This window comes from Pseudoalteromonas sp. NEC-BIFX-2020_002 (assembly GCF_013002825.1).
Classification (GTDB): domain Bacteria; phylum Pseudomonadota; class Gammaproteobacteria; order Enterobacterales; family Alteromonadaceae; genus Pseudoalteromonas; species Pseudoalteromonas neustonica.
The window spans coordinates 313,302-335,689 of record NZ_JABEPJ010000003.1 but is presented as its reverse complement, the minus strand read 5'-3'; the positions used below and the strand labels follow the sequence as shown (position 1 = coordinate 335,689).

Genomic DNA, 22,388 nt, shown 5'->3' with positions numbered 1-22,388 from the left:
ATTTATCTACTTAACTATTAATAATTATGCATGTGCCATTTGCACTGCTTGTTCGATATCAACAGCAACCATACGCGATACGCCTGGCTCTGCCATTGTAACACCCGTTAACCTTCCCGCCATTTCCATGGCAATCTTGTTATGACTGATATAAATAAATTGCACCGATTGTGACATTTCCTCCACTAATCGGCAAAACCTGCCAACATTCGCATCATCAAGTGGTGCATCTACTTCATCCAGCATACAGAAAGGAGCTGGATTGAGCCTGAATATTGAAAACACTAATGATAATGCGGTCAGCGCTTTTTCTCCACCACTTAAAAGGTGAATTGTTGAATTTTTCTTACCTGGTGGTCGTGCCATTATACTAACACCACTTTCTAGTAAGTCATCACTGGTTAATTCAAGATATGCACTGCCTCCACCAAATACTTTAGGGAATAACTCACCAAAATCATGGTTTACCTGATCAAATGTCGTTTTAAAGCGATTTTTTGTTTCTCGGTCGGTTTTTGCAATGGCACCCTCTAGGGTTGATAACGCTTTAGTTAAATCTTCCAGTTGCTGCTCTAAATACTGACTGCGTTGCTGAGCTTGTTCAAATTCATCAATCGCGGCTAAATTTACGGCTCCTAATTCACTTAAACTTTGTGTAACTTTATTTAAATGTCCCTGATACGTTGTTGCATTGGCCTGCTCTGGTAATTGCGCCAAAATATCTTTCAGGTTTTGCTGCAACTCATCTAGCGGCTCTAACGCCAGCTGTGCTTTAACTAACAAGCTTTGCTCTTCCAGAGCATGTTGTTGCAACTGATCTTGTAAAATAACAAGTTCTTCTTGCGAACCTTTGAGCATCACTTGTTTATCTGCTAAAGCTGTTTTAGCCTCACCTAATGCTATTTGCAAGTTTTTAAGTTCAATTTCACCTTGCTGATTTTGCTTTAATAACAATACTATTTGTTCTGCAGCCTCTTCTAATGGCATGACCAAATCTTCTAATTGTATTGTTAATTCAGTTACAGCTTCACTCGCAGTGTCACAGGCTGTAATGGCATGCTGTAATTTAGCAACACTGAGCTGACAATCACCCCGCGCTTTTTGCTCAGCCAAAGTCGCTTGATTTGAAATAGTTTTGTAGCGTTCAAGTTCAGCGTTAATGTGTTTAAATTGCTCATCACTTTGCTGCTGAACTATTTTTGCCTGTTCAAGCCTTGCACTTATTAGTGCCTTTTGCTTCGTTAAATCAATTATAAGCTGTTCTTGTAACGTAACTTTACCTGCCACAACACTAAATTCATCATCCAATAATTGCAACTTTCCTTGTAACTTATGCTGTTGATTTTTAAAATGCAATTGTTGTTCTTTTAGCATATCTCTACGCGTACTCGCCGCAGCTATTTGCTGTGCCAACTGATGCACTGCGCCTTTAAGCTCTTCCATTTGAGCGCAAAGTTGATCGCATGTTTGTTGCTGCGTGTTTAATACATCGCTGTGACTAATTAAATCAGCCGTTAATTTTGATTCTAATAACTGAGCGTCAGCAAGTTGCTTATGTTTAATCAGTAATGAATTATCAGCATTCTTATTCGTATTTTGGTGCCAGTTACGGCCATACATATTACCTTGCGCATCTATAACAGCTAACCAAAAGTCATCGATTAAATCATCTACTGTAAAACTATTTTTATAAGCAATACGGTGTAATAATTCAGGGTAAACACCACTTTCGATTAATGCAGCTAATGAGTCTTTGCGCGCGACTAACGAAATTGGCCAAACGGCATTGCTTTGAGCATCCTGCGTCACATTTAAATGTTCAAGCCCCTGCAAAGCATGCTCAATCAAATGCTCATAACCCGTTTTGACACACAGCTGAGCAAGCATATTATGCTTACTTTGCGCATCGTCACCAACTAGCATTGAGTTTAAGCCAACTACTTTGGCTTTATTCTCATTTAATTGCTGAGTAATGTCGTCATGTCTTTGTTGGCTGTCGGCTAAACTGGCTTTAGCCTGCTGCAAACTAACATGTACTTTATTTAACGTCGTTTGTTTTGAGGCAAGCTCTTGCGTAAGGGACTGCATTAGTTGCTGTTGCTGCGCCACTTGTTGCTCAACTGGGTTGGTGCTCAACTCGACCAACTCGATTTTAAGGGTATCTTGCTGCTTTTTTATATATTGCTGGCTTTGAATATGTTGAGTGAGTACATTTTGCTGATTATTGTGATCGGTGTTTATCGATTGAAATTGCTCATAAATACTTTGCCACGCACTGCTACTTTGCGCTTTACTCTTATCTAACAGCGCAACTTGCGACGCCACTTCGCTCACCTGCTCGGTGCATAGTAACGTGTGTTCAATCGCGCTTTGCAGTACGTTTTCCAGCTCTTGCGCATGACTATTTTGATATCGCTGTGATTCCTGACTTTGCAGTTGTATTTGTTGTTGTTTGATCAGGTTTTGGCTTAAAGCCTGCTGTTGCTGTTTTAACCCTATTTGTTGCTGCTCAACACGTGTAAGTGTTGTATGAATTTGATGCTGCTTTTGTTGGGCTTCGTTGAGGCGCTCAATACGCAGTTGGACTTGGCTTTCAAGGGTTGCCAATACATCATCATGACCTGAGTGAGCCGTTTTAAAAAAACTAATTTGCTCATTCAATTTAGCCATTTTATCGGCTTTAGTCACTTGTTGCTGATGCAATTTTTGCCATTTCAAAACAGCAAGTTGACCTTTTAATGTGCGTTCTTGCGTTTTTAACTCGCGATATTTTTTGGCTTCAACTGATTGCACTGCCAGCTTATCAACCTGTGCTTGCAGCTCTTTTCGTACATCAAGTAAACGTTCTAAGTTTTCGCGGGTACTTTTAATACGAGTTTGCGTTTCACGCCGACGCTCTTTGTATTTAGACACGCCGGCAGCTTCTTCTAAAAACACGCGCAAATCAGCCGGTTTACTCTCGATTAAACGTGAGATCATGCCCTGCTCTATAATTGCGTAACTGCGCGGGCCAAGGCCTGTGCCTAAAAATATATCAGTGATATCACGTTTACGGCATTTACTGCCATTGAGAAAATACAACGATTGCCCGTCGCGTGTTACTAAGCGTTTAATTGCCACTTGGTTACGATCAGCAAAGGTATTAGGTAAATGGCCTTGAGTGTTATCAAAAATCAGTTCAACTGATGCTTGCGAAATAGGTTTACGATTAGTTGAGCCATTAAAAATAACATCCGTCATGGCATCGCCACGCAGATTTTTGGCCGAGCTTTCGCCAAGCACCCAACGCACGGCATCAATCACATTGGATTTACCGCAACCGTTCGGGCCAACGACACAAGTCATTTGATCAGGAAATGGAATTTTAGTCGGCTCTACAAAGGATTTAAAGCCCGCTAATTTTATGGTGCTCAAACGCATCTAGTTGGTTTACCGACTCTTATTGTTATAGCTTCAGTATTTAATTTAACCGTTATGGGCGGCAAAAGTAAGTACAAAGGTTACGCTTGGCGTTTAAAGTTATCTAAAATAATACCCGTTGCCATGGCTACATTTAACGATTCAGCCTCGCCAAATGCCGGAATAGTTATTTTGTTAGTGACCAACGCTGCACATTGGGTGCGAATACCATGAGATTCACTGCCCATCAATAACACGCCTGATTGGGCTAATTTAGTATGGTGCAAATTTTCACCTTCTAAAAAAGCACCATAAATAGGTAGGTTAAGCGCAACTAAATAATCAGCTAAATCAACTTGGCTGACAGCAACACGTACAAATGAACCCATTGTCGCGCTAATGGTTTTTGGATTGTAAGGATCGGCGCTATCAAGACTGGTTACTATATGTTTAATACCGTACCAGTCAGCAACGCGGATAATTGTGCCTAAATTACCGGGGTCTGACACACCGTCCAACGCTAAAATTAATCCCTCAGCTTTGGGGGCATTTACCTGTGGCATTTCAACAATCGCAATTGCGGCATTATTTGAAACTAGCGTACTGGCTTTAGTGAGGCTTTCTTCATCGGCTGGCGTTACTTTTACGTAGCCAATTTGCTGTTGATACTGCTCAATAAAAGCGGGGGTAGCAAACAGCTCTACCATTGTTAAACCACTTGCCAATAACTCAAGTACGTTTTTTTCACCCTGTACAAGGTATTGATTATGTTGCTTTCGGTATTTTTTTTGACCTAATGCACGAATTAACTTGAGTTGGTTTTTTGAAATCATAGCTGCCCCATAAAATGATGGCCAGAGTATAGCAGATTTAATCCCAAATTCTGAACTTGAAAAAAACAGAAAAACATTAAAACACCTTTGCAAACATCTATATTTAATATGAACATGGGATGACTGTGTCGTGTTTTTTATTGCTTAATATAGAGGAATTTAGTAAATTCCAGTCTAATTTAGGAAAACGGAATTTCATATGGAACCCACAATACAGACTACTACACCACCAGCATCAACTGATAACATTCTTTTCAAAGGAAAAATACAATTTAACGGTAAAGCCGGAGAGTTTTTTGGCATTTGGATCGTTAATATTGTGTTAAGTATTTTAACCCTTGGTATTTACTCTGCTTGGGCAAAAGTACGTACTTATCGTTACTTTTATGGCAACACACATGTCGATAATCATAGCTTTGATTATTTAGCAACACCTATGCAAATACTCAAAGGCCGTATTTTAGCGGTAATAGTTTTTATTATTTATAGCTTAGTCGTACAATTTTTGCCTGTCATCGGGTTATTATTTGCACTCGGTTTTTTGTTTTTAATGCCATGGATAATCAATCAAGGCCTGCGCTTTAATATGCGTATGACGCGCCATCGTAATGTACGCTTTGCGTTTTCTGGTAACTACGGCGATGCCTTAATTAACTTTGTATTACTCCCTATTGCAAGTGTATTCACACTGTACTTATTAATGCCTTATGCATTAAAGCGCATTGATCAATACATACATGAGAATATCAGCTATGGTGGCAAACCATTATCTGTAAATCTTAAAGGCGAAACTTATTATATGGCTGCATTGATTACCATCGGTGTTACCTTTGCTGGTTTAATTGGCTTTGCTATTTTAGCTGGGATTGCAGGTGTAGCGATGAGTTTTAATGGTTTAGATACCAACAGCTTGAATTTTTCCACTTTACTTTTCCCTGTGCTAATGGCTGTAATGTATATTGGGATGCTCACGTTAGTTAGCGGAATTTATCAATCTATTATTCGTAACCATATTTTGAATAGTAGCGAGTTTGAAGACATAGCCAGTTTCAAATCAGACCTTAAACCCGCAGCTTACGGTTTCCTTTTATTTACTAATGCAGTAGCAATTATTTTCACTTTAGGCCTTGCTTATCCGTGGACAAAAATACGTAAAGCACATTTACTTGCCGCTGCCACAGAGGTCACTATTTATACAGGCGCGCTTACGCTTATGGATACTGTACAAGAACAGCAATCATCATTTGCTGAAGAAGCCGCAAATGTGTTTGACATCGATATTTCACTCACTTGATGAAAGCACTTCATGTAACAGGCTGCTATTACTTCCCCAATAGCAGCCAGCATCAATATTGCACGGCTCAAGTCAATAATGAGCAAGTGCAACTGCTTAATCAAAATAATGACTTAATCCATAGCGCATCAACCATAGATTGCATATTAGAAAGCGCGATCCCGGGGGTAGCCGCACAACTTAGTTTTTGTAATGGCGGGCGCTTTATTCCTGATGATGTGGATTTTCGTTGGCCGTTTGGCAATAAAGTATATTCAATCAGTGAGCGTTTAGAGAAAAATAAACTCCTTATTTTGCTCAGCGTTGTTGTCGCACCTTTATTGCTTTGGCTTATTCTCTATAGAGGGATCCCTGCAATTGCCGTATACAGCGTTAATGTAGCATCTCCTGCGGTGGTTGAAAGTATGGGCGAGCAAAGCCTTGCTGTGATTGAAAAAATAGCGCTAGAGCCAACTCAACTTTCAATAGATCAACAAGCTGATTTACAAAGTAAATGGGCCCAAATGCTCACAGCACTCGAATTAGACAACACAAAGTTCAGGCTGTCATTTTATCAATCTGATTATCTTGCAGCAAATGCATTTGCCCTACCACATGGCCGAGTAGTTGTTACTGATGAGCTCGTTACGTTACTGGCAGATAAACCCGATGCACTACGCGCTATTTTATTACATGAAATTGGCCATGTTGAGCATCATCATGGTGTGCGCCTATCTGCGCAAGCTGTTGCAAGTACCGTTGTCTTGGCTGTAATTTTTGGTGACTTGGAAGGTATTACAGAAGTAGTACTTGGCTCTGGTTCTTCATTTTTGCAACAAGCATTTTCACGCGATATGGAAAGAGAAGCCGATAATTATGCAATTGAAAAGCTGGTTAAATTGGGCTATTCCAATCACGATTTTGCAGATGCTATTGAAGCATTACAACAAAGCTTAGAAGAACAACATGCTGAACTTGAAGATAATTGGTTGAAGTATTTATCAACCCACCCAAGCAGCCAAGAACGAATTGAGCATGCAAGGCAATATAAACCATGACCCCTGAGCTCACTTTACTGATCTTAGCTGTCACGGTCATCAGCCTAGGATATGGTTTTATTTATCCACGCTTTGCTGGGAATGACTTTAAAAAAGTATCAATGCAAGATTTAATTGCAACGGGCATAACCTTAATGATTGCCGGCAGTCTTTATTATAATTCTGGTATTGAATTTAGTTGGTTAGCATTCAAGGTTAACTGGTTTTGGTTTACCTTTTTAACCTATGTAGTTGTTGAGATCCCCGTATGCTTAGTTTATGCGAAAAAGCATAATATGAAATTTTCATAACATCATTTCATAAATAAACACTACTACGAATATATAAATGAATTTAAACATATAGAAGCACCAATGATAATTGGTGCTTCTTATCTGAGCATCACTTAATACTATTAATGGCCTGTTTCATAACTCATACGTGCAATATTTGTAGTCTCATATGTACCATCTTTATATAAAATCAGAGCTGAAGCGCTAGTTGATCGATAAGCTCTTACATTAACAGTACATGATGTTCCACCTGAACAAGATGCGTCACCTTGCCAAATTACTTGATTGATCGGTTTTGAGATATTCTGTAGGTAAAACTTACCTGTTGTACTATTTCCAAAACTAAAGTCGAATGCATCACATCGTGCTGTTCCATTGCTACTATACCCATTACTACCTTTAGGGTAAACATCACACACTAAGTCAGTTGCAAAAACTGAATTTGTAGTTAGTGCAGCGCCAGAAAGTAATAATATTCTAAGTATCGTTTTCATATATCTTCCTTAATTATCATTATTGCTCACCAATAGAGCAAACAACAATCTAACATGCAACAACAAAAAATCAACAAAAAATCAACAAAAGTAGCTAAAAAGAAGACAAAAAATTAAATGACAAAAAAGCGCCTAGATGGCGCTTTTTACTTTTCATGAAAATATTAATACTTATGCTTTAACGTCCATAAGTGTAATAATTCACTGGCAATGGTTGCTGCAGCGATTGCTGTTAATTCACTTTGATCGTACGAGGGAGATACTTCAACCACGTCCATACCAATTATATTAATGCCCTTAAGCGCACGTAATATTTTAAGCACTTTGTCGCTGGTTAAACCGCCACACACAGGCGTACCAGTACCTGGGGCAAACGCGGGATCTAAACAATCTATATCAAAGGTGATATACACAGGTAAATCACCCACGCGCGCTAAAATTTGCTCAGCAATGCTTTGCGCTGATAAATCATTAGCCGCCATGGCATCAATCACGGCAAACTCATGTTTACTTTGATCAAAATCAGTACGTATACCAATTTGAATACTATGATCAACATCAATCAGTCCTTCCATCGGTGCATGATAAAACATGGTACCGTGGTCATAGCGTGAACCATTACTATAAGTGTCTGTATGAGCATCAAAATGTACTAGCGCCATTTTACCAAAGCGTTTAGCGTGCGCTCGTAATAACGGTAAGGTGACAAAATGATCGCCACCTAGACCTAAAATAGCTTTACCTTGGTTTAAAATGCCCGCAGCTGCCTGTTCAAGCTTTGCAGTAAAGTATTCAGCATCGCCGACTGGGTACGTAAAATCACCAGCATCCGCTAACTTTAAACGTTCAAACAACTTGAACGTCCATGGGTATTTAATCTCTTCCCATGCTAAATGTACTGATGCTCTGCGAATAGCATCTGGGCCTAAACGAGCGCCCGGGCGCCCTGAGGTTGCCATATCAAATGGCAATCCCAGTACGACAACATCAGCATTAATGTCTGTGATATTTTGTACCATTGGCTGACGTAAAAACGTCATGCCATTGGAATACAATGAGTGATCAGGGTGATCAAACAAAGTGGTCATATTAAAGCTCTTCTAAATAAGTATAACCGTCTAAACCCGCTTGTAATTCATCAAGCACGCTTTGTTGCTCAGCCTGTGGTAATTTTGCAGCCACCAGCTGTGCATATGAAGATTGAAAACCTTCTACATCAAGATGAACATAACGCATCATGTCGGCTACCGTGTCACCTTGGTTTATTTCTACAATACTTGCCTCACCTTGCTCGTCCATGTGCACCATAGCGCTGTGAGTGTCGCCAAACAGGTTATGCATGTCACCTAAAATTTCTTGGTACGCACCCACTAAGAAAAAGCCCATCAAATAAGGTGTGTCAGCACTAAATTCAGGCACTGGTAACGTACTTTCAATACCTTGGCCATCAACATAATGATCAAGCGCGCCGTCTGAATCACACGTAATATCTAACAATACAGCACGCTTTTTAGGTGCCTCTGTTAAGCCGCTTAATGGCAATACCGGAAACACTTGATCAATACCCCATGCATCAGGCAATGACTGAAACAAAGAGAAATTAACAAAAAATTTATCCGCTAAACGAGCATTTAGTTCATCAATAATCGGGCGATGAAAACGGTTTTTGTTATCCATATGTTTATTAAGTTCATAACATACACGTAAATTTATTTGCTCAGCCCATGCGCGTTGCGTTAAATCGACTAGGCCCATTGCAAACTGGTTATGCGCTTCAGCTAAGTCACCTTGGCTGTCATGATAAATTTCAATTAATGCACGGTCATCCGTTAATACATGAAGTTGCTGCCACGACATCCACATATTTTTCAAAAGGATTGGTGCATCTTCTGCCGGTGCTTGAATATCTTCAGGCACGTAGCTTTCTGTACCAATAACATTTGAAATAAGCACTGCATGATGCGCAGTTAACGCACGCCCTGACTCTGAAATAATCGTCGGGAATGGCTGCTCGTATTGCTTACAAATATCACCTATGGTGTAAACAATATTATTTGCGTATTCTGCCAAGCTGTAGTTCATTGAGTTATGTGATTGGCTGCGTGTGCCATCATAATCAACCGCTAAACCGCCGCCTACGTCAAGACAATCAATTTGTGCACCTAATTTACGTAACTCACAGTAAAAGCGCGCAGCTTCGCTTACACCTAGACGGACATCGCGAATATTAGCCATTTGCGAGCCTAAGTGAAAATGCACCAACTCAATTAAGTCAAGTTGATCGGTTTCTTTTAAACGATTTACTACATGTAATACTTGTGACGCTGATAAACCAAATTTTGACTTTTCGCCGCCACTCGCTTGCCATTTACCTTTACCTTGTGATGCTAAACGCACACGTATACCAATACGCGGTTTTACGTTTAGCTCTTTAGCTTGGCTAAGTACCATATCCAGCTCAGAGAGTTTCTCAAGCACGATATACACTTTATGACCTAGCTTTTCGCCAATCAGTGCTAAGCGCACATATTCTTTATCTTTATAGCCATTACAGACAATCACTGCACTGGTTTTTTCAGCTAATGCTAATACGGTCAATAACTCAGGTTTACTACCAGCTTCTAAGCCAAGCTGTTTCTTTTCTATATTCGCTTGACTGGCAACTATCTCTTCTACAACTTCACGCTGTTGATTTACTTTAATTGGGTAGACTAATAAATAGTCTTTTGGATACCCATAGCTTTCTATTGCGGTATTAAATGCAGCACATAAACTGTGAACGCGATGATGCAATATTTGCGGAAAACGTACCAAAGCAGGTAAGCTCAAGCCTTTATCTTCAAGTTGTTTAGCGATATCTATAAGTGCGATGGTTTGCTCTGGGGCATCAGCCTTTGGCGCAACATACACATCACCTTGATCATTAATACCAAAAAAACCTTGGCTCCAATGACGAACATTGTAACTCGTACGAGCTTGTTCTAGTGATGATGTTGTCTCTTTCATTTATCTTTCTCTTTTATTTAATGAGTGCCGTATCGGCTAATTGCGCGCATTAAAAGAAAAATAAGCCCCTAAGTCCAACAAGTATTTTTACTCGTAACGAATAAATTTTAATATCAATAATTTTAGGTCGAGCAACATGGCATACAAGACGATAATTATGAGCTAAAAATCATTAATAATGCGGTGTTTTACTCATCGGTAGCGTGGTGATATTCGGTATTTGCAGGAAGTATACCCAAACCACCTCAAGATACGAGTTTCAGTTGGAATTAAAAGCGATTTAGACAAGGCATGGATTGCAAATAATGGTTATTTCCTTATCAAAATCAATAACGCAGTATAAATCGCTTTTAAACCAACCCGTTGGGCGTTTCACAGGCACTTACTCTCTGCGTTGTTACTTCTTAAAAGGGACCGCCATTATTGCGAAGTAACGCCCTTGATATTAAGCCCCTGTGGAACGCTGAATCCTGCATTTTGAGGTGGCTTGAGTATATTTGTGTAGTTTTACAGATAAAATCAATGTCAGACTTATGAAACGTTTTCACTGCATCTTGTCGAGACGACCTATAATAGAGTAGATAGATCGTCTTTGTTATTAAGTTATCTTAATAATAATTTCATATTTTAGGAAGGTTGACTAAGCCCTAATTCCATAAATAAACTTTGTGGATTATCTTTATATTTACCAAAGCTTAAACAGCGTTGAAACCCTAGATTTTCATACAAGCTGATTGACTCAGCTTGTTTAGGGCCTGTTTCTAATCTGATCAATGGAATTTCTTCTTCTCCTGCATGATGCAATAAAATTTGCATAATACGACGAGATAAACCCTTTCCACGATAACTTGGTTTAACATATAAGCGTCTAATTTCACCATAAACCTTATCGTCAAATTGTTTTACAATGGCACCACACGCTACTATCCCGTCCTCGTTTTTTAATCCAATGGCATAAACATTGGGTTTATTTAAATCATTTACCGTAAGGGACTGAGCAGTTGCAATGGGATACAAAGTGTTCATTAGTCGGTCGATATCAGCAAAAACATTAATCACATCCTGGTCATTTGGTTTTAAATCAACTAACTGCATAGAACATCTCAATTTATATTAATAATTTGTTGGCAAACTATACCGAATTGTAACAAATGAACAACCGCGTTTAGCCTATTTTTAATGTATTTAAACTTTTATATGCGTATCAGCCACTATTCTACAGGTAAAAATATTTTTAAAATTCACTCTTTATTTGTGTACTACCACTCACTTTGCTCTGTTTAGCCTAAAGATCTGTCATTACAGGTCGATATATAAACAAGTGCATTGGCAATGTTAAGGAGCAACAGTGAAAATACCAAGCCTACCCCAAGCTCAGCGTCTATTTACGCAACCGATAAAACCCCACCTTGGGGATAAATTTAAAGCCGCTATTGAGGTCTTTACCTCTTCACCTGTAAACAAAGAACTAAACACGATAGAAAATGCCCCTGTTATTGCTGTTGATGACCCATTTAAAGGTCGAAAGCTTAATCATGATGATCTCCCTCATTACTTTGGTATGGGCCTTTATGGGCTAAGCAGTAGTGCTATAGAAATGAATAAGCCATTTACAGAGCGAACCTATCGCTATGGCGAGTTTACTGATCCCGACGATATTAATGCTTTTTTGGATCAACTAGACAGGCTCGACGGCGAGCATCGAAGAATGTTTCAACATATAAAACCCACACAAGAGCTACTCGATTTAGCGCAAAAGATGAGTGATGAAGAATTAAGCCTGTTCGCCGAGTTTGCAGTCACAACATCAAGCCTACGGTTTGGTATGCAAAACAAAGATATTAGCGAGCAGTTAATTTCATCATTAAGTAAGCTCTCTGATGAGGCGTTAAGCAGTACCGTCAACACGATGGCGGCAATACTTAAACAAGGCGATGATTATAAAAAACCAACGTCCCCCATTGGCGATGACATCAATGGCAATGAGCCATTAGTAATGCAAAGCAGCGACGAAAATATCGATTGGTTTAAATCAAGCTATAAAGCCAATAATACAAAGACTGATTTAGCAATAAGCTACGCGAATTTATTGATGAATAAAAACCAAAGTGATGAACAACTAACGCAATTAAATTCCCATTTAGCTGATACAAACCTGCAACAAAGCAGCGGTATTATCGATATGATGAGCCTTATAAAAACACATCAAAACGATGAAATATTAGCTATGTTGAGTGAAGTAGACAAAGATAATCAAAATGATGTATTTACTTACCTTGCACAACAAACTAATTACCAAGCAAATAAGCAGTATTATCAACTTGGTAATGGTAAACATGTTGCTCAACAAGACAATATTAGTGATCCATCAAGTCGCCGAATACTCTATGATAATATTTTAGAAGCATACAATGACATAGGCTTGGGCTGGATAAACGATACCCTAGACGAGATAAAAGAATCACCTGCCCAAATACAAAACCAAATATGGGAAAAGCTTTTAGCCGATAAAGAAAAATCACCTGATCAATTCATTCATTCTGACTCCGTACAAAAGTGGGTTACAACGAATGTACCGAGTATGCAAATGAACTTTCACACACAACAAATAAATAAAATTTATGATTATAATAGTGAACGATTAGTACCTGATTTATTGGGTAGACTCACTTTTTTTAGTAGTGGTAACAGTGCCCACTCATCAACAAAAAATGATGTGAGTTATATTAAAGAGCCTGCGGTTACTTAATGCTGGTTAATAATCAAAGTATTTACGATGCTCTACACCTGCTAAGTTAGAATTCACTTTATTCGGATGCTTATACTCACGCCAGTTAGCAACGTTTCGGCCAACATTTAACTTAGGGAAGTCGGCATCTCCTTCGATCGGTAAACCTAAAAATGCCTTTAACTCACGCAAACTTCCCGGCTCGCTAACGTCTATCGATAAAAAGTCATCTCGGTCTTTAAAATATGACAATACGCCCTGCTGATGCTGTAAGTAACAGTCAACTAATACACTCTGTGTTAATGGCTGTCTCAGGGGGGCGCTAATAGGAAAAACATCATGAAAACTGCGCTTTAAAACTGGGCTAAATCGCCCTGCTTTCAGTTCTAAATGAGGCATCATTTTTTCAAGCAGCATGGATATTGAGGGCACCCATTTATTTAAATCTCGACTTAAATAAACAAATTTAGAATTGGGGAATAACTTATCTAAGTGCATATAGTCACTAAAACAAGGCGCATCAGATATCGCATCAGCAACTTCAAACGCTTTTTTGGTAAACGCAGTATGAGCAACTAACAGCCCCATTTCTAATAACGCAACACTGATACTGGTCGTGCCGGTTCTAGGTAGGCCAATAATAAATAGCTTAGACATTAAAAGTGACTCATTATAAAAATGGCCGCTAGTATATACCCAACCGTCCTAAATTACAGACATTAACGCTCAGCTTTAAAGATCATTTTCATTTACCTTATTTGATAAGTGCAATTGCAGGATCGGCACTAGTTCAGCTACTGACATAATAACAGTATCATTTGTTTTATCTAACTTTACCCAACCATCTGTACCCATAATTTCAATTGACGTTACGCTAAACACCTCTGCCTTTAATGAATCCCATAAACCTGACAGGCGAAAAACGCCCATTGTCGTATCAATACGCGTAATATTAAATTTATCCAATCGACCTCTCATTTGCTAAGCGCTATAAACGATCTCATAACTCTTTTACTTAATACCTGAATCCAAGTCGAGTAAAAGCAGAGCGGAGTCATTTTTAATTTAATTAGTTGATCAGCGCTATTTTCAACTGCACTCACTATTAAACACTTTGTTACCTAAAAATGCTGTTCAAAATACCTGAGCAATTTATACTAAAACCAATATAGCTAGGATCTGAGGTTTTAACGTGCAGTTTACGCAAGGTATGGAATATTTTTTTTCGGGTTTTAAATTGATCACGCAAAAAGGCTTAAAGCGATTTGTATTTATTCCTTTGTTAATCAATATAGTGCTTTTTGGTAGTTCATTGTTTTTTTTATACGGCTGGCTGACTGATGGGTTTGCATATTTAAATAACCTATTACCTACATGGTTAAGTTGGCTCGAGTGGCTAATGTGGCCGATAGCAGTATTAGTCATTTTATTTAGTTACAGCATGCTCTTTACAGTAATAACTAATTTTATTGCAGCGCCCTTTAATGGTTTACTCAGTGAGAAAGTGGAACTGTACCTTACTGGCCAAACAGTCAATGATGATGGCTTAATGGATACACTAAAAGATGTTCCTCGTATGCTCTCTCGTGAATGGATTAAACTGTGTTACTTTTTACCCCGCGCAATTGGCTTTTTTATTCTTTTATGGGTACTCCCAGTGATTGGGCAGCTAATCTGGGTGATGTTCACCTGTTGGATGTACGCAGTGCAATATAAAGATTATGCTTTTGATAATCATAAAATTTGTTTTAAACAAATGAGGCAAGATCTGAAGCAAAAACAAGGTCTGTCGTATGGGTTTGGTTTTGCGGTAATGTTACTGACGGCCATACCAGTGGTAAATCTAATCGTTATGCCAGTTGCTGTTTGTGGGGCAACCCGCTTATGGGTAGATAACTACCGCCCTAACTATCGCTAATACTCAATGGGGAGCTCAATACACACTGTTATTAACTCCCCTTTTTATACTAATACTTGGCGTGTATTGGCAATAAAATGATGTACTTCACGCTCAATCTTAGGATCTACAGGTTCTTCTGGCGCACGATCGTTCGGACAAGGCATTCGCGGAGTAGTACCAAAAAGGCGGCAAATCAATGGGCGCTCGTCATACACAGTGCAGCCCTTTGGACCAAGATGCACACAATTAAATTCATTTAACGCCGCTTCATGTTCTGCATCTGTTTTTACCGGTAACCGCGACATTTCTTCAGATGATGTTGTCACCGGCCCGCAGCAATCATGGCAACCTTCAACACATTTAAATGATGGAATATTAGCTCGCAATCGCAATATGACTTTTTGATTTTTATACATCTATATCTACTCTTTATTTTTCAGTGCGCTTATACAGCAACTTCACTCATTCCCTATTAACCGTATATTACGTGTTATACGCAGCAATTTGCAAGGTTACGTTAGTGCTTATTTACGCCATAGTAGCTAAAAGTAAAGCGTAAAATTAGTTAAATAATAAATAAAAGTAATTAATTATATTAAGTATCACCGCTCTAGCTATATAAATTAATTACACTTTGATACTTAGCAAAAAGCACAGTAAATACTGTGCTTTTTAATCACTGTAATTTACAAACTTTTAGCTATATAAGTTTTGCGGCACTTTAGTCACGTTTAAGTGCACCGTCACTTCTTCACGATCGTGGTATAAGTGCTTTGCTTGAAGCTCATAACTAATACCATACTTTGCAAGCTCTTCTCTGATCATGGTTAAACATTCATACACACTGTCAAAGCGTTTTTTCATCGGTAGCTTTAGGTTGAAGATCAGCTCAGTTGCATAAGCATTAACCGCCCAATCAATCATTAGGCTAGTAACTTTAGTTGGTTTTTCAACCATGTCACAGACTAACCATTGAATATTGCGCTTTTCTGGGCGGTATTTAAAACCATCAGCTCTAAAGTGCTTAACTTGCCCCGTTTCCATTAAATCATCGTTCATTGGGCCATTATCAATCGCGCTTACAAACATACCGCGGCGAACTAATTGATACGTCCAACCACCTGGACACGCGCCAAGATCAACGCTGCGCATTCCAGCTTGAACACGGCTTTCGCGCTCTTTTTCTGGGATAAACACATTAAATGCTTCATCAAGTTTAAGTGTTGAACGACTCGGCGCATCGCTTGGCATACGTAAACGTAAAATACCCATAAAAAATGGCGAATTATTATAGCTATACGAGTGACCAACATAAGCCGTATTGTTGGTTAAAAACATGATATGCATTACTGGGCGATTTGCTTTTGGCTCACGTAAAACCGTATTTTGCTTTTCAAGTGCTTTTTTAAGCGGCGTTGATATTTTTTTGCAAAAGGTTAAAAGCTCTTTGCCTTCATTTGTATCTGGCGTTTCTACTCGTAGCTCTGAGCATAAAGGAAAATCGATAGCGGCTTTAACTATCTCACCGACGCGATCTTCAACGGGCATATTTTCAAGTAAAGTACCCGCAAACCATTGGCGAGCAAACACCATATTTTTAAAATCGATTTTTTTAATAATTTCGTCACTGTGTGATGCATCAAAGCATTCATAAATAACATAGCCGGTGTTAGGTTTTGCTTTTACATACCCTGCAAAACCTTGCTCTGCGGCATGGAAAGTTATTTCAGCAGCGGCATCATTTTCAAAACCACTACGACAGTAAATTACTACACTTGACATAAAAACCCTTTAATAGCTTACTTTTCATCCAAACTGAAGAACGCAAAGCTAAGCTTATTCATTATTAAAATTTAAATCGTGCAACTTGCACTAAAACAATAGCCCACGCGATGATAAAACACACGCCACCAATAGGTGTAATTGGTCCAAGCCACTTAAAGCCTGTTATTGCTAATAAATACAAACTACCACTGAATAACACCGTACCTGCGATAAAAAACCAACCAGCAACGGTTAAATTTAGACCCCATTTAATTAAAATGGCCGTGGCTATCAGTGCTAAGCCATGCATCATTTGATAATCAGCAGCTGTTTTAAACACCCCAAGCGCATACTCTGATAATCGGCTTTTTAAACCATGTGCTGCAAAAGCCCCCAGTACAACCGACAACATACAAAATAAACTGCCAGCCATTAAAAATAATTTAATCATGTATTCCCCTTAGAAAAACGACTACACCAAAATTTACTGTACAGCGAGTTTGATCATAAAGTTTGCAGCGTTTTCTGCCGCTTCACTTAAGTTTTGTTCAACAGTGAAACCGCTACGCTTACGCGGCTTTAAAGAATGATCTCCATCATTTAACCACACAAATTCTGGGCGCTTTGCAAGCTCAAGTGTTGCAAGCTCTTCACGTGTGCCAAAGGTGTCTCGCTCACCTTGCAGTACTATAAATGGGCATGCAATATCCCCAAAATGATCTATGCGTAACTTTTCAGGTTTACCTGGGGGATGAAATGGGTAACCAAATGCGACTACACCGAGAATTGGCTCTTTGCTTTGGCATGCAAGCATTGAAGCCATCCGTCCACCCATTGACTTGCCACCGATAAATAAAGGTAAGTTTGGCTGCGCTAGAGTCAGTATATGTGCATAATAATCGAGTAATTTAGGGGCACGATCAGGTGGCCTGCGCTTATTCGTTTGCTTCGCTATTTGCATGTATTCAAAATCAAATAACCCAACATCAATCCCTTTTTTACCAAGTAATACCGCCATATGCTGCATAAACTCGGAGTCACTGCCAGCACCCGCTCCATGCGCAAATATAAATTGTGCCTGTGCAGGCTGCTGCGTACTTTTAAACCATTGTATTGTCATATTAGTATTCTTGCTCTTGTTCTACTAAGCTAAGCATCCACTGTTTAAAGGAGACAATTTTACCCAGTTCTGATTGTGACTCTCGGCTTACTAAATAATAAGCATTTTTACTCTCTAGGCTGTGGTTAAAAGGGATAACTAATCGCCCCGCATCAATATCTGGTTTTGCCAATACGCTGTTACCTATTGCCACGCCCTGCCCATGTACTGCCGCTTGTAAGACCATCGATGAGTGACTAAAAATAGGCCCTTGGTTTACCTGTATATTACGCACGCCAGCTGTTTTCATCCATGTTTTCCAATTTTTTCGCGTTGTATCATGCAATAACGTGTGATTGGCTAAATCACTCGGCTGGTTAAGTGGTTTTAAACCCGTAAGTAACATGGGGCTACATAACGGCACTAAGTATTCAGTATGAAGCTTATGTGTTTGCACACCACTCCAATGACCACGACCATAATAAATAGCAACATCAACGTCATCGGTAAGCGAGTTTTCATCTTGATCTTGGGCTTTTATTCGCACATCGATTTCAGGGTGTAACTCATTAAACAAACTTAATCGTGGCACAAGCCATTGAATTGCAAAACTTGGGGTTAAACTTACCGTTAATGAGCCCTTAGCACCTCGGGCTAATAGCTTTTCGGTTGCATCAATAAGCTGTGTAAAAATTTCTTTAATATCGAGGAAGTAACCTTGCCCTTCTTCGGTTAACAATAACGAGCGATTTTTACGTAAAAACAACTTCAACCCTAAATGTTCTTCAAGTGTTTTTATTTGATGGCTGACAGCCGCTTGCGTTACATAAAGCTCTTCTGCTGCTTTTGTAAAACTTAAATGACGCGCAGCCGCTTCAAAAGCTTTTAGTGCGTTTAATGGAGGTACCCGTCTTGACATGATAACCAAGCTTAGAATTAGTTTTTCTTATGCGGTGAATTATATACCTATGCTAAGAAAGAGTATATTTAAGGCGTAAAAAAAGCGACCTTAGTCGCTTTTTAAATATAGACGTCGCTAATTATAAATCGCTTGCACTGGTATCCAGTGGTGCAAAGCTTTTAATTAAATCATCAACCGCTTTCATTTGGCTCAAGTAGCCTTCAAGTTTACTCAATGCTAACGCACATGGGCCGTCACATCTGGCTTCGTTTGGATTAGGGTGAGCTTCAATAAATAGTCCAGCAAGTCCGAGCGCCATTCCACTGCGAGCAAGTTCAGCCGCTTGAGCACGGCGTCCATCAGCAGAGTCTGCACGTCCACCAGGGCGTTGTAATGCATGGGTTGCATCAAAAATAACAGGAGCCATTGGCTTCATGTCATCCATACCAAGCATATCGACAACAAGATTATTATAACCAAAACTAGAACCACGCTCACACAACGCTATGTTGTTATTACCCGCTTCATTAAATTTAGTAATGATATGGCGCATTTCGTGTGGAGCTAAAAACTGTGGTTTTTTAACATTAATAACAGCGCCCGTCTTAGCCATTGCTACAACGAGATCCGTTTGACGTGCTAAAAATGCAGGTAGTTGGATAACATCAACGACTTCAGCCACAGGCGCAGCTTGATGAGGTTCATGAACGTCTGTGATAAGCGGAACATTAAACGTTTTTTTGATCTCTTCAAAAATTCTCAGCCCTTCTTCCATACCTGGTCCACGGTATGAATTTATTGATGATCGGTTTGCTTTATCAAATGACGCTTTAAATACATAAGGAATATTAAGCTTGCTGGTCACTTCCACGTAATGCTCAGCAATTCGCATCGCCAGATCGCGAGACTCAAGTACATTCATGCCACCGAACAACACAAACGGTTTATCATTGGCCAGTTCAATATTACTAATTTTAATCAAATGGTTATTCATTATTATTCCTCAAGGTGCAACTGCTTGCATCATTAATCCACAAATATACGCCATGTACGTACCTACTCCGTAGCCCATAACCGCCAATAGCACACCAACGGGCGCAAGCGATGGGTGAAAAGCAGATGCCACAACAGGGGCAGATGCGGCGCCGCCGACGTTAGCCTGAGAACCAACGGCCATATAAAATAGCGGCGCTTTTATAATTTTAGCCACAATTAGCATTAAACTAGCGTGCGTTAACATCCAGATTAAACCAATTACAAAATACATAGGCGACTCAAAAATAGCCGTTATATTCATATGTAAGCCAATCGATGCCACTAAGATATACAAGAAACTTGACGCAACCTTCGACGCGCCAAACGCTTCAATATGTCGCACTTTGGTAAATGACAGGCTAATGCCGATCGTGGTAGAAATAACGATTAACCAAAAAAACTTGCTGTTTAAGCTGTACTCTTGCGCCCATGGGAAATTAGCCCCAAAGAAAGGCCCTAAAAAGTCAGCGCAAAAATGCGCAAGGCCTGTAATACCAAAGGCGATTGCGATTATCATCATATAATCGTTTAACGTGGGTGTGCGCGCATGCTCAGCTTGGTATTTTTCAACACGATTTTTTAAGTCTTCGATTGCACTGGTATCTGCGCCCGTTTTTGCATCAATCGCTTTATGATTGGCGGCCATTAATAACAACACAGCCATCCACAAATTAGCGACAATCACATCAACGGTTACCATTGCAGAGAAAATATCACCGCCGACTTCAAACATTTCTTTCATAGACGCCTGATTTGCACCACCGCCAATCCAACTACCTGCGATTGTTGTCATTCCGCGCCATACGGCATCAGGGCCATGACCGCCGACAGCTTCTGGATACACCGCACTCATGATCAAAATAGCTAAAGGGCCACCAATTACAATACCCACTGTCCCCGTCAAAAACATAATGAGTGCTTTGGGGCCAAGATTAATAATGGCACGTAAATCAATGCTGATTGTCAGTAAAATTAAACACGCTGGTAGTAAATAGCGCGACGCCACATAATAAACATTAGAGGCGCTGCCATCGACAATACCAAATGTATTAAGCAGTGACGGTAAAAAATAGCAAAGGAGTAATGCGGGGACATATTTGTAAAACTTTTTTAGTGCACTGTGCTCACTATGAGATGTTTTAAAAATAAAACCTAATATTACAGCCAACAAACCAAATACAACGGCATCGTTGGTAATTAATGCGGTATTAGTATCAACCATTGGAATTCCTTAAAATTAATGGTGCGTTTTATTATTATCTACGAGTTCTTCTAATTGGTGCTGAATTATTTCTATTGCTGGATCATCTGGACATTCATCAATAAAAAATTGTAAGTCGTCACGCGCCATTTGCGGGCAATCTAGCTGGTTTAATAAATAACCTCGATCACGTCTTTCATATGGATCATCACCAATGAGTTCCATGAGCATTTCGACACAGTTCAAAGCATGACCAAATTTATTACCGCTGATAAATGCCCATTTTTGTTGCGCTAAATAAAGTTTATAAACATCTTCATCAAAAATAAGCTCTAACGGTTCTTGTTCGTCACCATTTTCTTCACTGGCGTTTTCAGGAATGATATACCAGCTTTGCTGACCAGTACTGGGTTCGAGTAAATACCCTTCCTCATCACTGATTGCAATATGTACGTTTACTTCACTATTGTTAATAGTCACATTAGCATCAAAATCAGCATGATTGAGTAAATGACATAATAATATTGCCAACGTCGTTTCTGAACCACTGCGCATACTGAGCATATAGCTAAAACTATTCAGAGTGTATTCTGGTACTTTTAGACTTGAGACACTAAATAGCCACTGCGTGAAAAACATATCAACTAATGCGTCAAAGCGCTCGTGAGTATCAATATGTTGCTGGCATAGCTCAGTTACCTGACTTTCAAAATCGCTCAATGTAGCAAAGCTATCGCTTAGATCTGCTTGAGGGTCCCACTTTGCTTCAGCGCTGATACAACGATACAACGCTTGGGGAACGAATGTGTCAAAAGCCTCATCTTGATAGGACTCATTTTGATCTTCAAACCAAGGGGTGGTCATTAATACTGCAACATCTTTTTTAGAAAACGAATCACTAGTTTACCTAGTTTTTAGGCGAGATACCAACGCCGCGCGTTAGTTTATACCCGCGTATTCTCAAATCACTTGATTCAATGTTTTGAGATCACGCGGATATTTAGTGCAAAGACTCAATATGTCTTTGCACATTCAGAGAGTTAAAGAAACAAAGCTGTCTTAGTAACTGCTAATTTACCTATTAATGCGATTACAGCTGTTGTAACAACCAATAGGACTACTTTAATGCTGGTTTTTTGCTGCTTACTCGCAATAACGCCCAGTACAATATAAGCCACAACTAAAATAATTTTTTCAAGTAGCCACATCTGCTCCAATGGGTTCATTTTTGCAATGGCCATTAACGCAAACGCTGAAATAAGTAAGAATGTATCTGTAGCGTGGCTACCAATAAATACCACCTTATTCTTTGCGATTGTGCCACTTCCCATTCGTGAAAATGAACGTACATAAAATAAAACGATGCTTAAAACGGCGATTGCCATGTGAGTGTGTTTTACTGCTAAATATTCCATATGCCCCTGT

22 protein-coding genes are annotated in these 22,388 nt (G+C 39.4%); 5 read left to right on the top strand and 17 right to left on the bottom strand.

Going from position 1 to position 22,388, the window contains the following annotated elements; translation table 11 throughout:
• Nucleotides 1-24 precede the first annotated feature (24 nt).
• Both HJP15_RS05925 and HJP15_RS05920 read right to left on the bottom strand, forming a co-directional pair.
• The gene (locus tag HJP15_RS05925; protein WP_170173231.1) at nucleotides 25-3,420 is read right to left on the bottom strand and encodes a chromosome segregation SMC family protein; all 3,396 of its coding nucleotides are present in this window, start codon (nucleotides 3,418-3,420) and stop codon (nucleotides 25-27) included.
• Between the two features lie 80 nt (nucleotides 3,421-3,500).
• Nucleotides 3,501-4,232 carry a TrmH family RNA methyltransferase gene (locus tag HJP15_RS05920; protein WP_054206439.1) on the bottom strand — a complete coding sequence of 244 codons (732 nt, stop codon included), beginning with the start codon at nucleotides 4,230-4,232 and terminating at the stop codon, nucleotides 3,501-3,503.
• A 199-nt stretch (nucleotides 4,233-4,431) separates the two neighbouring features.
• On the opposite strand from HJP15_RS05920, the gene HJP15_RS05915 reads away from it, so the two are divergent.
• Genes HJP15_RS05915 through HJP15_RS05905 form a run of 3 tightly spaced genes read left to right on the top strand, consistent with a single transcriptional unit; the run spans nucleotide 4,432 to nucleotide 6,853 of the window.
• Nucleotides 4,432-5,526 carry a YjgN family protein gene (locus HJP15_RS05915; RefSeq protein WP_170173230.1) on the top strand — a complete coding sequence of 365 codons (1,095 nt, stop codon included), beginning with the start codon at nucleotides 4,432-4,434 and terminating at the stop codon, nucleotides 5,524-5,526.
• Nucleotides 5,526-6,563: a M48 family metallopeptidase gene (locus HJP15_RS05910; RefSeq protein ID WP_169326912.1), complete on the top strand. Its 1,038-nt coding sequence runs from the start codon at nucleotides 5,526-5,528 to the stop codon at nucleotides 6,561-6,563. Before HJP15_RS05915 ends, HJP15_RS05910 begins: the two co-directional genes overlap by 1 nt.
• Nucleotides 6,560-6,853, top strand: a complete 294-nt coding sequence (locus tag HJP15_RS05905; protein ID WP_170173229.1) for a hypothetical protein — start codon at nucleotides 6,560-6,562, stop codon at nucleotides 6,851-6,853. Before HJP15_RS05910 ends, HJP15_RS05905 begins: the two co-directional genes overlap by 4 nt.
• A gap of 104 nt (nucleotides 6,854-6,957) precedes the next feature.
• On the opposite strand, the gene HJP15_RS05900 is transcribed toward HJP15_RS05905, so the two are convergent.
• The 4 genes from HJP15_RS05900 to HJP15_RS05885 all read right to left on the bottom strand — a co-directional run bounded on the left by HJP15_RS05900 (nucleotide 6,958) and on the right by HJP15_RS05885 (nucleotide 11,430).
• Nucleotides 6,958-7,329 (bottom strand): hypothetical protein, encoded by a 372-nt coding sequence (locus HJP15_RS05900; RefSeq protein WP_054206443.1) that lies wholly within the window; start codon nucleotides 7,327-7,329, stop codon nucleotides 6,958-6,960.
• A 164-nt stretch (nucleotides 7,330-7,493) separates the two neighbouring features.
• Nucleotides 7,494-8,417 (bottom strand): agmatinase, encoded by a 924-nt coding sequence (gene speB, locus HJP15_RS05895; protein WP_170173228.1) that lies wholly within the window; start codon nucleotides 8,415-8,417, stop codon nucleotides 7,494-7,496.
• Between the two features lies 1 nt (nucleotide 8,418).
• The gene (gene speA / locus HJP15_RS05890; protein ID WP_054206445.1) at nucleotides 8,419-10,335 is read right to left on the bottom strand and encodes a biosynthetic arginine decarboxylase; all 1,917 of its coding nucleotides are present in this window, start codon (nucleotides 10,333-10,335) and stop codon (nucleotides 8,419-8,421) included.
• A gap of 627 nt (nucleotides 10,336-10,962) precedes the next feature.
• A complete protein-coding gene (locus HJP15_RS05885; RefSeq protein WP_054206446.1) occupies nucleotides 10,963-11,430 on the bottom strand; it encodes a GNAT family N-acetyltransferase in 468 nt (155 codons plus the stop codon).
• A 253-nt stretch (nucleotides 11,431-11,683) separates the two neighbouring features.
• Between HJP15_RS05885 and HJP15_RS05880 the strand changes: the two genes are divergently transcribed.
• Nucleotides 11,684-13,084, top strand: coding sequence for a hypothetical protein (locus tag HJP15_RS05880; RefSeq protein WP_170173227.1), 1,401 nt, complete (start codon nucleotides 11,684-11,686; stop codon nucleotides 13,082-13,084).
• 6 nt (nucleotides 13,085-13,090) lie between these two features.
• Here the strand turns inward: HJP15_RS05880 and HJP15_RS05875 are convergent, their stop codons facing one another.
• Nucleotides 13,091-13,720 (bottom strand): sulfotransferase, encoded by a 630-nt coding sequence (locus HJP15_RS05875; RefSeq protein ID WP_082379070.1) that lies wholly within the window; start codon nucleotides 13,718-13,720, stop codon nucleotides 13,091-13,093.
• A gap of 75 nt (nucleotides 13,721-13,795) precedes the next feature.
• Nucleotides 13,796-14,029 (bottom strand): hypothetical protein, encoded by a 234-nt coding sequence (locus HJP15_RS05870; protein ID WP_099459000.1) that lies wholly within the window; start codon nucleotides 14,027-14,029, stop codon nucleotides 13,796-13,798.
• 244 nt (nucleotides 14,030-14,273) lie between these two features.
• Here HJP15_RS05870 and cysZ point away from each other — a divergent pair, with 244 nt between their 5' ends.
• Nucleotides 14,274-14,981: a sulfate transporter CysZ gene (cysZ, locus tag HJP15_RS05865; RefSeq protein WP_211842031.1), complete on the top strand. Its 708-nt coding sequence runs from the start codon at nucleotides 14,274-14,276 to the stop codon at nucleotides 14,979-14,981.
• A 44-nt stretch (nucleotides 14,982-15,025) separates the two neighbouring features.
• Here cysZ and HJP15_RS05860 read toward each other — a convergent pair whose 3' ends face one another.
• The 9 genes from HJP15_RS05860 to HJP15_RS05820 all read right to left on the bottom strand — a co-directional run bounded on the left by HJP15_RS05860 (nucleotide 15,026) and on the right by HJP15_RS05820 (nucleotide 22,378).
• Nucleotides 15,026-15,379: a YkgJ family cysteine cluster protein gene (locus HJP15_RS05860; RefSeq protein WP_054206450.1), complete on the bottom strand. Its 354-nt coding sequence runs from the start codon at nucleotides 15,377-15,379 to the stop codon at nucleotides 15,026-15,028.
• Between the two features lie 280 nt (nucleotides 15,380-15,659).
• Nucleotides 15,660-16,745, bottom strand: a complete 1,086-nt coding sequence (gene rlmM / locus HJP15_RS05855; protein ID WP_170173226.1) for a 23S rRNA (cytidine(2498)-2'-O)-methyltransferase RlmM — start codon at nucleotides 16,743-16,745, stop codon at nucleotides 15,660-15,662.
• 64 nt (nucleotides 16,746-16,809) lie between these two features.
• Complete coding sequence (locus HJP15_RS05850; RefSeq protein ID WP_054206452.1) at nucleotides 16,810-17,178, bottom strand: DUF423 domain-containing protein; 369 nt, start codon at nucleotides 17,176-17,178, stop codon at nucleotides 16,810-16,812.
• Between the two features lie 33 nt (nucleotides 17,179-17,211).
• Nucleotides 17,212-17,847 carry an alpha/beta family hydrolase gene (locus HJP15_RS05845; protein WP_054206453.1) on the bottom strand — a complete coding sequence of 212 codons (636 nt, stop codon included), beginning with the start codon at nucleotides 17,845-17,847 and terminating at the stop codon, nucleotides 17,212-17,214.
• A 1-nt stretch (nucleotide 17,848) separates the two neighbouring features.
• Nucleotides 17,849-18,745 (bottom strand): transcriptional regulator GcvA, encoded by an 897-nt coding sequence (locus HJP15_RS05840; protein WP_054206454.1) that lies wholly within the window; start codon nucleotides 18,743-18,745, stop codon nucleotides 17,849-17,851.
• A gap of 121 nt (nucleotides 18,746-18,866) precedes the next feature.
• Nucleotides 18,867-19,721, bottom strand: coding sequence for a 3-deoxy-8-phosphooctulonate synthase (gene kdsA / locus HJP15_RS05835; RefSeq protein ID WP_054206455.1), 855 nt, complete (start codon nucleotides 19,719-19,721; stop codon nucleotides 18,867-18,869).
• Between the two features lie 9 nt (nucleotides 19,722-19,730).
• Nucleotides 19,731-20,984 carry a DUF819 family protein gene (locus HJP15_RS05830; protein WP_054206456.1) on the bottom strand — a complete coding sequence of 418 codons (1,254 nt, stop codon included), beginning with the start codon at nucleotides 20,982-20,984 and terminating at the stop codon, nucleotides 19,731-19,733.
• 15 nt (nucleotides 20,985-20,999) lie between these two features.
• Nucleotides 21,000-21,827, bottom strand: a complete 828-nt coding sequence (locus HJP15_RS05825; RefSeq protein WP_170173225.1) for a tetratricopeptide repeat protein — start codon at nucleotides 21,825-21,827, stop codon at nucleotides 21,000-21,002.
• 176 nt (nucleotides 21,828-22,003) lie between these two features.
• The gene (locus HJP15_RS05820) at nucleotides 22,004-22,378 is read right to left on the bottom strand and encodes a SirB2 family protein (protein ID WP_054206458.1); all 375 of its coding nucleotides are present in this window, start codon (nucleotides 22,376-22,378) and stop codon (nucleotides 22,004-22,006) included.
• Between the last annotated feature and the right edge of the window lie 10 nt (nucleotides 22,379-22,388).

Bases quoted from the DNA above. Each gene is read 5' to 3' on its own strand.
- HJP15_RS05825 (WP_170173225.1), bottom strand. From the start codon at position 21,827: ATGACCACCCCTTGGTTTGAAGATCAAAATGAGTCCTATCAAGATGAG.
- HJP15_RS05830 (WP_054206456.1), bottom strand. From the start codon at position 20,984: ATGGTTGATACTAATACCGCATTAATTACCAACGATGCCGTTGTATTT.
- HJP15_RS05915 (WP_170173230.1), top strand. From the start codon at position 4,432: ATGGAACCCACAATACAGACTACTACACCACCAGCATCAACTGATAAC.
- HJP15_RS05910 (WP_169326912.1), top strand. From the start codon at position 5,526: ATGAAAGCACTTCATGTAACAGGCTGCTATTACTTCCCCAATAGCAGC.
- HJP15_RS05885 (WP_054206446.1), bottom strand. From the start codon at position 11,430: ATGCAGTTAGTTGATTTAAAACCAAATGACCAGGATGTGATTAATGTT.
- HJP15_RS05875 (WP_082379070.1), bottom strand. From the start codon at position 13,720: ATGTCTAAGCTATTTATTATTGGCCTACCTAGAACCGGCACGACCAGT.
- HJP15_RS05900 (WP_054206443.1), bottom strand. From the start codon at position 7,329: ATGAAAACGATACTTAGAATATTATTACTTTCTGGCGCTGCACTAACT.
- speA (WP_054206445.1), bottom strand. From the start codon at position 10,335: ATGAAAGAGACAACATCATCACTAGAACAAGCTCGTACGAGTTACAAT.
- HJP15_RS05860 (WP_054206450.1), bottom strand. From the start codon at position 15,379: ATGTATAAAAATCAAAAAGTCATATTGCGATTGCGAGCTAATATTCCA.
- HJP15_RS05840 (WP_054206454.1), bottom strand. From the start codon at position 18,745: ATGTCAAGACGGGTACCTCCATTAAACGCACTAAAAGCTTTTGAAGCG.
- HJP15_RS05845 (WP_054206453.1), bottom strand. From the start codon at position 17,847: ATGACAATACAATGGTTTAAAAGTACGCAGCAGCCTGCACAGGCACAA.
- kdsA (WP_054206455.1), bottom strand. From the start codon at position 19,721: ATGAATAACCATTTGATTAAAATTAGTAATATTGAACTGGCCAATGAT.
- HJP15_RS05905 (WP_170173229.1), top strand. From the start codon at position 6,560: ATGACCCCTGAGCTCACTTTACTGATCTTAGCTGTCACGGTCATCAGC.
- HJP15_RS05850 (WP_054206452.1), bottom strand. From the start codon at position 17,178: ATGATTAAATTATTTTTAATGGCTGGCAGTTTATTTTGTATGTTGTCG.
- cysZ (WP_211842031.1), top strand. From the start codon at position 14,274: ATGGAATATTTTTTTTCGGGTTTTAAATTGATCACGCAAAAAGGCTTA.
- rlmM (WP_170173226.1), bottom strand. From the start codon at position 16,745: ATGTCAAGTGTAGTAATTTACTGTCGTAGTGGTTTTGAAAATGATGCC.
- HJP15_RS05820 (WP_054206458.1), bottom strand. From the start codon at position 22,378: ATGGAATATTTAGCAGTAAAACACACTCACATGGCAATCGCCGTTTTA.
- HJP15_RS05925 (WP_170173231.1), bottom strand. From the start codon at position 3,420: ATGCGTTTGAGCACCATAAAATTAGCGGGCTTTAAATCCTTTGTAGAG.
- HJP15_RS05920 (WP_054206439.1), bottom strand. From the start codon at position 4,232: ATGATTTCAAAAAACCAACTCAAGTTAATTCGTGCATTAGGTCAAAAA.
- speB (WP_170173228.1), bottom strand. From the start codon at position 8,417: ATGACCACTTTGTTTGATCACCCTGATCACTCATTGTATTCCAATGGC.